Source organism: Bradyrhizobium sp. Ses1 (genome assembly GCF_059512365.1).
The window spans coordinates 1-723 of the sequence record NZ_JCAMOQ010000192.1 but is presented as its reverse complement, the minus strand read 5'-3'; the positions used below and the strand labels follow the sequence as shown (position 1 = coordinate 723).

General features: G+C 66.5%; 2 protein-coding genes. Both read left to right on the top strand.

The window, feature by feature from the left end; translation table 11 throughout:
• A partial coding sequence (locus tag AC5ZG5_RS46320; protein WP_496165585.1) for a tyrosine-type recombinase/integrase occupies positions 1–324 on the top strand: 324 nt, incomplete at its 5' end.
• A 7-nt stretch (positions 325–331) separates the two neighbouring features.
• Positions 332–723 (top strand): IS91 family transposase (locus AC5ZG5_RS46315; RefSeq protein WP_496165584.1); only part of this gene is annotated, 392 nt, incomplete at its 3' end.

Below are 723 nucleotides of genomic sequence, written 5' to 3'. Positions count from 1 at the left end.
GCGGCGCGGCCGCAGGGCTGGCTGTTCCCGGGCCGCGATCCGGCCCAGCCGATGACCACACGCCAGCTCAATCGCGCGTGTCATGCCGCTGCGCAGATGGCGGAGATCAACAAGCGGGTCTCGTTGCACACCTTGCGGCACAGCTTCGCCACCCACCTCTTGGAGCAGAACATCGACGTCCGCATCATCCAGGTGCTGCTCGGTCACGCCAAGCTCGACACCACGGCGCTCTATACCCGCGTCGCGACCAAGACGATCAGCGAGGTCATGAGCCCGCTGGAGCACATCGCGCTCAAGCTCAGGGAGATCCGGCCGCCCGGCTGACGCACGCATGTCACGCCCGGCTTTGGAGGTTGCGGATATCTTCCGTGACCATGGCCCGGCATGGCGCAAGGCCCATGCCGGCCATGTCAGCCTCCACCAGCTCAAGGTGATGTCGGCGATCGAGCGCTGCCGCAGGGCAGCCCTCGGCGGCCATGTCGCGCGCTGTGAGGACTGCGCCTATACGACCATCGCCTACAACTCCTGCCGCAACCGGCACTGCCCGAAGTGCCAGGGCGCCGCCGCGAAGGACTGGCTTGCCGACCGCGAGGCCGAGCTGTTGCCCGTGCCGTACTACCACGTGGTGTTCACACTCCCAGGAGCGATCGCCGACATCGCCTACCAGAACAAGGCCGTCCTCTACGACCTGCTGTTCAAGGTCTCGGCCGAGACCATGCTGAC